The following is a 7,281-nucleotide window of genomic DNA, read 5'->3' on the forward strand; positions in this document are numbered from 1 at the left end:
ACGGTTTCCCCGGCATCCGGGTGGACGGCAATGACGTGATCGCCGTCCACGCGGTCACCGAATGGGCCCTGGAGCAGGCCCGTGAGGGGAACGGGCCGGTGCTGATCGAGGCCTTCACGTACCGCGTGGGTGCCCACACCACTGCTGACGATCCCACCAAGTACCGGGAATCCGCTGAGGAGGCCCTCTGGCGGGCCAAGGATCCGCTCGACCGCCTGGAAAAGTACCTGCGGGCGCAGGGTTTTGCAGACGACGCCTTCTTTGAACAGGTCAAGGCCGACGGCGACGACCTCGCCACGTATGTCCGCAAAACCATCCACGACTTCGAAACCCCGGACATCCGGACCGCGTTCGCCAACACCTACGTTGAAGCGCACCCCCTGGTCGCCGAGGAACTCGCGTGGTTCGAGGCGTACAGCGCCGGGTTCGCTGAGACCACTGAATCCGACACGAGGCCCGCCGGGGCAGAGGACGGGGCGGCCAACTGATGACCACCATGACCATAGCCAAGGCACTGAACGAGGGCCTGCGCGCCACCCTTGGGAACAATCCGCGGTCCCTGCTCATGGGCGAGGACATCGGAGCCCTCGGCGGCGTCTACCGCGTCACCGACGGTCTCCTCGCGGAGTTCGGCGCAGACCGCGTAGTGGACACCCCGCTGGCGGAGTCAGGCATTATCGGCACCGCCATTGGCCTGGCTTTGCGCGGCTACCTGCCCGTCTGCGAGATCCAGTTCGACGGTTTTGTGTTCCCTGGCTTCAACCAGATCACCACCCAGCTGGCCAAGATGCATGCCCGCAGCAACGGCAACCTGACCGTTCCGGTGGTCATCCGGATCCCTTACGGCGGGGGAATCGGCTCAATTGAGCACCATTCGGAATCGCCGGAAGCACTGTTCGCGCACACCGCCGGCCTGCGGATCATCACGCCGTCCAACGCCCACGACGCCTACTGGATGATCCGGCAGGCCGTTGAGTGCCAGGACCCGGTGATCGTCTTCGAGCCCAAGCGCCGCTACTGGCTCAGGGGGGAAGTGGACACGGAATCGCCCGGCGCCTCCGCCGACCCCTTCAAGGCACACGTGCTCCGCGAGGGCACTGACGCCACGGTGGTGGCGTACGGCCCGCTCGTGCCCGTAGCCCTCGCCGCCGCGGAAGCCGCCGCTGAGGACGGCCACAGCATCGAGGTCATTGACCTGCGCTCCATTTCCCCGATCGACTTCGATACCGTCACGGCGTCGGCGAAAAAGACCGGGCGGCTGGTGGTGGCCCACGAGGCACCGACGTTCGGCGGGATCGGCGGCGAGATCGCTGCCCGGATCAGCGAACGGGCGTTCCTTTCCCTTGAGGCTCCCGTCATCCGCGTCGGCGGCTTCCACATGCCGTATCCGGTGGCCAAGGTGGAGGAGGACTACCTCCCGGACATCGACCGGATTCTCGAGGCGCTGGACCGCGCCCTGGCCTACTAGCCGACCGCACCCTCCCCGCTCGCGCTTGCCGCTGAAAGAGGACATCATGACCCTGAACAAGTTCAACCTTCCCGACGTGGGCGAAGGCCTTACGGAGGCGGAAATCGTCGCGTGGAAGGTCAAGCCCGGGGACACTGTTGCCATCAACGATGTCCTGTGCGAGATCGAGACCGCCAAATCGCTCGTTGAGCTGCCGTCGCCCTTCGCCGGCACGGTCACCGAACTGCTGGTCCCCGAAGGGGTGACCATCGACGTCGGCACCGCCATCATCAGCGTCTCGGACGCCGTTTCCGGCGACCCGACTCCCGCTGATGTCCCCGCGCCCGCCACTCCGGTCCAGCCCTTGTACGGCATGCTTCCCACGCACGACGCCGGCACGTCAGGCGGTGCCCCGGCCGGCGGTCCGCTGGTGGGATCCGGTCCGAAAGCGGACGCCGTCAAACGCCGTCCCCGGAAGGCGGCGCCCGCCGCCGCCGTGTCGCGCAACTCACCGGAAATCGAGCCTGTACAGCCGCACACACTGGCAGAAGTCACCGCACAGTGGCAGGAGACTGCTCCGGGCCAGGCCGCCGAGGCCGTTGACACCCGTCCAACGCTCGGTGGAACCATCACCGGGCTGGTGAACCGTGTCCTGGCTAAGCCGCCGGTGCGGAAAATCGCGCGGGATCTGGGAATCGACCTTGCCGATGTGGTGGCCACGGGCTCCCGCGGCGAAGTGACCCGTGAGGACCTGGTCAGTTACCAGGCCCAGCGCGACGCCGAACTGGACAAGGCCGACGGCTTCTGGGGCAAGGCCGGGAAGCCGCAGGACCAGCGGATCGAAAAGATTCCCGTCAAGGGCGTCCGCAAGGCAACGGCCCGGGCCATGGTGGAATCGGCGTTCGCCGCCCCTCACGTGAGCATCTTCGTGGACGTGGATGCCAGCCGCACGATGGAGTTCGTCAAGCGGCTGAAGGCCTCCCGCGACTTCGAAGGAATCAAGGTATCGCCCCTGCTGATCCTGGCCAAGGCAGTCATCTGGGCCGCGGCCCGGAACCCGAGCGTCAACGCCACGTGGGTGGACAATGCGGACGGAACCGACACCGCCGAGATCCACGTCAAGCACTACATGAACCTCGGCATCGCAGCAGCAACCCCGCGCGGCCTGATGGTTCCCAACATCAAGGACGCCCAGGATCTCTCGCTCAAGGAACTGGCCGTTGCCCTGAACAATCTGGCAACCACAGCCAGGGCGGGCAAGACCCAGCCGGCCGAGATGCAGGGCGGAACGCTCACCGTCACCAACATCGGTGCGCTGGGGATCGACACCGGAACGCCCATCATCAACCCCGGTGAAGTGGCGATCGTGGCGTTCGGAACCATCAAGCAAAAGCCCTGGGTGCTGGACGGCGAAGTCATTCCGCGCTGGATCACCACGCTCGGCGGTTCCTTCGACCACCGGGTGGTGGACGGGGACCTGTCCGCCCGCTTTATGGCGGACGTAGCCGCCATCCTCGAGGAGCCGGCCCTCCTGCTGGACTAGTCGGGGAGCCCACGAGTGAGCAACGCAGCGCTCCGCACCCAAAACCGTACCGCCAGATGGCTGACCGAAGTTTTCCAACCCCCGGTGGTGGTCACGCTGGTGCTGCTCATCAGCCCGGTGATCGAGCCGGGATTCCCGGGAACCATCGGCTATGGCGCCCTTGCTGCGCTGTTCGTCTGCGTGCTCCCGCTCATCCTGCTGCTGGCGCTGGTGCGTTTGGGCAAAGTCACTGACCACCACGTCAGCAACCGCAGGCAGCGCGCCCCGGTGATGCTGATGGCGCTGGGTTCTGTCGTCGCCGGACTGGTGGTGCTGGCAGCCACCCATGCGCCCCGGAGCGTCGTGGTCACTGTGCTGGCGATCGTGGCCGGCATCATCGTCCTGGCGGCGGTCAGCCCGTTCTGGAAGATCAGCGGGCACGCGGCCGCAATATCGTCGTCGGCCGTTATTTCTGTCCTGATGCTGGGGCCGGCATGGCTGCCCCTGGTGTTGCTCATCCCCGCCGTCGGATGGTCCCGCGTGGTCCTGCGCGCACACACCCTCGCGCAGGTGGTGGCCGGATCGCTGTTCGGCGCGGTGGTGATGGCCGGTCTGTGGTGGCTGCTGCGAGGGTGGCTCCTCTAGGAGCGCCTCAGGGCCAGCCCCGGACACCTGCGATTAAGCGTTGGGATACAGGCCGTCAGTAGGTGTAGGCGGAGAACGCCATCATCAGTTCCGAAACTTCGGCATCGCCGCCCAGGGATCCTGCCAGACCTGCGTAGGCGGCGAAGAACAGGCCGCCCAGGACCACCGACACCCCCGCGACAGCCCCGAAGAACTTCCGGTCCTCGCGCAGGACACTGCGGATGGTCTCCGGCAGGCGGAGATCCGGCGAGATGAGGTTGGGGGCGCTGTCCACCGAGCCGTCATCCAGCAGCGCGACCACCCGGCCGTTGCCGTGGTCGACCCGCATGGAGCAGATGTGGTTGCCGTGGCGTGCCAGGAGGATGTCGTGGCCTACAAGCTGGCGGCGCTGGAGAGAAATCAAGGGAACCCTTTGGACGGCGTGGATGGTGGCTGTCCGCTCCATTGAGGGCCCTCCCATTTTATCGTCCGGGACATGCCCGCAACGGCCGTCCGGGCGTGAGAACGGACACCATGCGCCGCCGTGGGGCGGGCATGGTGCCCGGTACTGGTCCGCTATTTAGTTGACGTCGTACGTGTTGGCGATGTAGACGTCGCATGTGGCGTTGTGTGCCACGCTGTTCGCCACGCTGCCCAGGACCCGTCCGATGCCCCGCATCCGCCGGTTTCCCACCACGATCATTTTGGCATCGAGGCGCTCGGCTTCCTTGATGAGTGCCTCTGCGGGCTTGCCGCGGGCAGACGAGTAGGTCACCTTGACGGGACCGGCCAGGGCGTCGGCTACCGTCCTGGCGACGTGCTCGGCACCGTCGGCGTCGGAAACGATCCACTGATCGCTGCCCGAGCCGAATACCTCGGTACGGTCGCTGTCGAAAGCGGAGACCACATGCAGCGAGGCATCCAGGGCGGCTGCGAGGTCCCGGGCCGACTCGGCTGCCTTCTTGGCAGTCTCGCTGCCGTCAACCCCCACTACGATGATTCCGCTCATTCTCGTGCTCCTTTACTCGGTATGACTTACGGCCACGCTCAGTGAGGCCAACGCTACAGCGCGGCGAGGGCTTCGCGCAGCACCGGCGCCAAACGGCGGACGCCTTCCTTGATCGCCTCGGGCGGTACTGCACTGAAAGCCAGCCGCAGCTTGTTCGAGGGCCCGTCGGCGGGACTGAAGGCGGCACCCGGGATGAAGACGACTCCGGCATCGATTGCCTTCTGCAGCAGGGGATAAGTGTCCATGCCTTCCGGCAGCGTGACCCAGACGAAGAAGCCGCCTTCGGGCCTTGTCCAGCTGGTTCCGGCCGGCATGTGTTCTTCGAGGGCGGAGAGCATCGCAGCGCAGCGCTCGGCGTACAGGCCACGGTAGGTTTCGATCTGGCCCTTCCAGTCGTAGTCCCGGAGGTATGCGGAAACCAGCATCTGGTTCAGGGTGGGCGGACACAGCGTGACTGACTCCGAGGCCAGGTAGTAGCGCCGCTGCAGGTGTTCGGGAACCAGTGCCCAGCCGATCCGCAGGCCCGGAGCAAAGATTTTCGAGAACGAGCCCAGATAGATGACATCCGCCGGATTGGCCGCCCGGAGTGGCTCCAGGGGCTTCCCGTCGAACCGCAGGAGCCCATAGGGGTTGTCCTCGAGGACCAGAATATTCGCGTTGCGGCATATATCCACGATCTGCTGCCTGCGCTCCCGAACGAGCGTAATGCCCGAGGGGTTGTTGAAGCTGGGGATGGTGTACAGGAACTTGATGTTCTTCCCTGCAGTCTGGAGTGCTGCGATCTTTGCCTCGAGGAGCTCAGGGACCAGCCCGGCGTCGTCCATCTCCACCGTGGCCACCTCTACCTGATACGCCTCGAAGGTGTTCAATGCGCCCACGTACGTGGGGTTCTCCACCAGCACCACGTCTCCCGGATTGCAGAAGACCTTGGTGGCCACGTCCTGGGCCGACTGTGAGCCGGCAGTGATCACCACGTTCTGCGGGAGGGCGTCCGTTATCCCCTCCTCGGCCATGACTTCGCAGATCTGGGTGCGCAATTCCTCGGTGCCCTGGCCGGCGCCGTATTGCAGCGCTGTGAGGCCTTCCTCGGCGAAAATACCGGCTGCGGTCTCAGCCAGGCGTTTCAGGGGGAGCGACTGGAGGTAGGGATTGCCGCCGGCGAGCGACACCAGCCCGGGCCGCATCGAGATGTCAAAAACATCCCTGACCGCGGATTGTTTGATGTGGGCAGCGCGGGCGGAAAAGAGCGCCTCGTGCGGATGGACGGCGCGATGGGCGGACGTGGCCGCACGTTCGATGGCGTCGATGGCTTCGGGTGGCAGCTGCGCTGCTGCGGCGGCAAGTGTCTCGTGGGTCACTTCCTCAGGATACAGCCGCTAGTTGCCGATTAGGCAACACTTGTTGACAAAAAGTTTTTAGTCTTGCCGGGGAACTCCTAGTTCAGGCGCAACGCTTCGGCCAGCGGAGTCCCATTGATGTAGACCTCGGCCCGGATGGCACCCACGGATGCAACCGCCGTTTGCGTGAGCTGGGCCTCTACCCGGGGGAAGTCGCAGGCGCCACCGGGGCGGATGGTGCCTGAAAGGTAGACCGTGACAGTGGTGCCATCGAAACTTCCGGACAGGAACGTCAAGGTTGACGCAGCCAGCGAGTTGTACAGCCCGTCCGCGGTGGTCCCGTCCAGGAGCGCGCGCATTGCGGACGGCAGCGGCTCAACCGGACCCTGCACGGTCCGCCGGATGCCGGCCAGGCTGTCATTGCAGCCGAAACGCACACCGCTCGCGCCGCCGTCGTCAATCAGCACGTAGTAGGCGGTCACCGTCCCGGTGCCTGCGGACCGGCCAGAGGCAGTTTCGTCGGGTGTTTCAGACGATCGCGGCGAGGGGGACCCGGGCGTGGGCGACGGGCGGACAGTCACCACGGGATCAGTGCGCAGCGACGGTTCAGGAGGGGTCGTAGCGGTGGCCCCGCCGGGCGCTGATACCTCCGCGGCGATCACGGAGGAAGCCGGTCCGGCAGGCCCGGTGTCAGGCTCTGTCTGAGGGGATTGCGCTGGATCGGTCAGGGCAGTACCTGTTTGAGCGGCGGGCGGGTCGGTCCGTACCGTTTCCAACGGCGGGGGAGCCTGGGGCTGTGGGGTCGGGACCAACGGCCCCTCGGCGGGCGCAGTGCGTTCAGCGGTGGCTGAACCCGGCGTGAAAACGCGGCCGGCGGAGGGATCGGAGCCGGGAGCGCAGCAGCCCAGCCACAGCGGAAGCGTCAGTACTGCCGCCGTCGCCATCAGTTTTCCGGCACCCCGTCTGCCTGCCATCTCTGCACCGTGTTCCCATCCTGTGCGTCCCCGTGCATTAACGTTACGGCGCTCCAGCAGGCCTGAAAATGGCGGCATGGTTCCGGTTGGAACAAGACTTGGTCACGCCTGCGCTCCCCGTGCCCCCGGCGCTTACGGTGCGGTAACAAAAATGCCCCGGATGCCATTTCTTGGCGTCCGGGGCATTGAGGTTGCATAAGCCTGAGGCAGTGCAGGTGGTTCGGGTGGCAGGCCGGGATGCAGCCTGCGGCGTCAGCCTTAGGCTGCAGGCTGCGGTGCGAGCAGTGCGTCGAAGACGCCCTTGATCTGCTCAACAACTTCGGCGTCGTCCTTCGGGTGCAGTTCGGCGAAGCGGACCATGGAGCCGG

General features: G+C 65.9%; 8 protein-coding genes and 1 pseudogene. 4 read left to right on the forward strand and 5 right to left on the reverse strand.

The features are described from left to right. The 4 genes from DBR22_RS03515 to DBR22_RS03530 all read left to right on the forward strand — a co-directional run. Positions 1 to 488: thiamine pyrophosphate-dependent enzyme (locus tag DBR22_RS03515; RefSeq protein ID WP_258229026.1), on the forward strand; the 488-nt coding region annotated here is incomplete at its 5' end. Then, complete coding sequence (locus DBR22_RS03520) at positions 488 to 1,468, forward strand: alpha-ketoacid dehydrogenase subunit beta (RefSeq protein ID WP_108597808.1); 981 nt, start codon at positions 488 to 490, stop codon at positions 1,466 to 1,468. The genes DBR22_RS03515 and DBR22_RS03520, both read left to right, overlap by 1 nt. Positions 1,469 to 1,514: 46 nt before the next feature. After that, entirely contained in the window at positions 1,515 to 2,990 is a 1,476-nt protein-coding gene (locus DBR22_RS03525; RefSeq protein WP_108597809.1) for a dihydrolipoamide acetyltransferase family protein, read from the forward strand. A gap of 15 nt (positions 2,991 to 3,005) precedes the next feature. Next, on the forward strand, positions 3,006 to 3,614 hold the full coding sequence (locus DBR22_RS03530) for a phosphatase PAP2 family protein (protein WP_108597810.1): 609 nt from the start codon (positions 3,006 to 3,008) through the stop codon (positions 3,612 to 3,614). A 55-nt stretch (positions 3,615 to 3,669) separates the two neighbouring features. Here DBR22_RS03530 and DBR22_RS03535 read toward each other — a convergent pair whose 3' ends face one another. From DBR22_RS03535 to DBR22_RS24290, 5 genes and pseudogenes are all read right to left on the reverse strand, one after another. After that, positions 3,670 to 4,017, reverse strand: a complete 348-nt coding sequence (locus DBR22_RS03535) for a hypothetical protein (RefSeq protein ID WP_108597814.1) — start codon at positions 4,015 to 4,017, stop codon at positions 3,670 to 3,672. 156 nt (positions 4,018 to 4,173) lie between these two features. Next, on the reverse strand, positions 4,174 to 4,602 hold the full coding sequence (locus tag DBR22_RS03540) for a universal stress protein (RefSeq protein WP_108597811.1): 429 nt from the start codon (positions 4,600 to 4,602) through the stop codon (positions 4,174 to 4,176). A 53-nt stretch (positions 4,603 to 4,655) separates the two neighbouring features. Beyond that, positions 4,656 to 5,960 carry an aminotransferase-like domain-containing protein gene (locus DBR22_RS03545; RefSeq protein WP_108597812.1) on the reverse strand — a complete coding sequence of 435 codons (1,305 nt, stop codon included), beginning with the start codon at positions 5,958 to 5,960 and terminating at the stop codon, positions 4,656 to 4,658. 77 nt (positions 5,961 to 6,037) lie between these two features. Next, complete coding sequence (locus DBR22_RS24285; RefSeq protein WP_108597813.1) at positions 6,038 to 6,913, reverse strand: GerMN domain-containing protein; 876 nt, start codon at positions 6,911 to 6,913, stop codon at positions 6,038 to 6,040. 258 nt (positions 6,914 to 7,171) lie between these two features. Next, a pseudogene (locus tag DBR22_RS24290) lies at positions 7,172 to 7,281 on the reverse strand (FMN reductase); the annotation flags it as partial.

The sequence above is a fragment of the Arthrobacter sp. HMWF013 genome, from assembly GCF_003061105.1.
Lineage (GTDB): Bacteria > Actinomycetota > Actinomycetes > Actinomycetales > Micrococcaceae > Arthrobacter.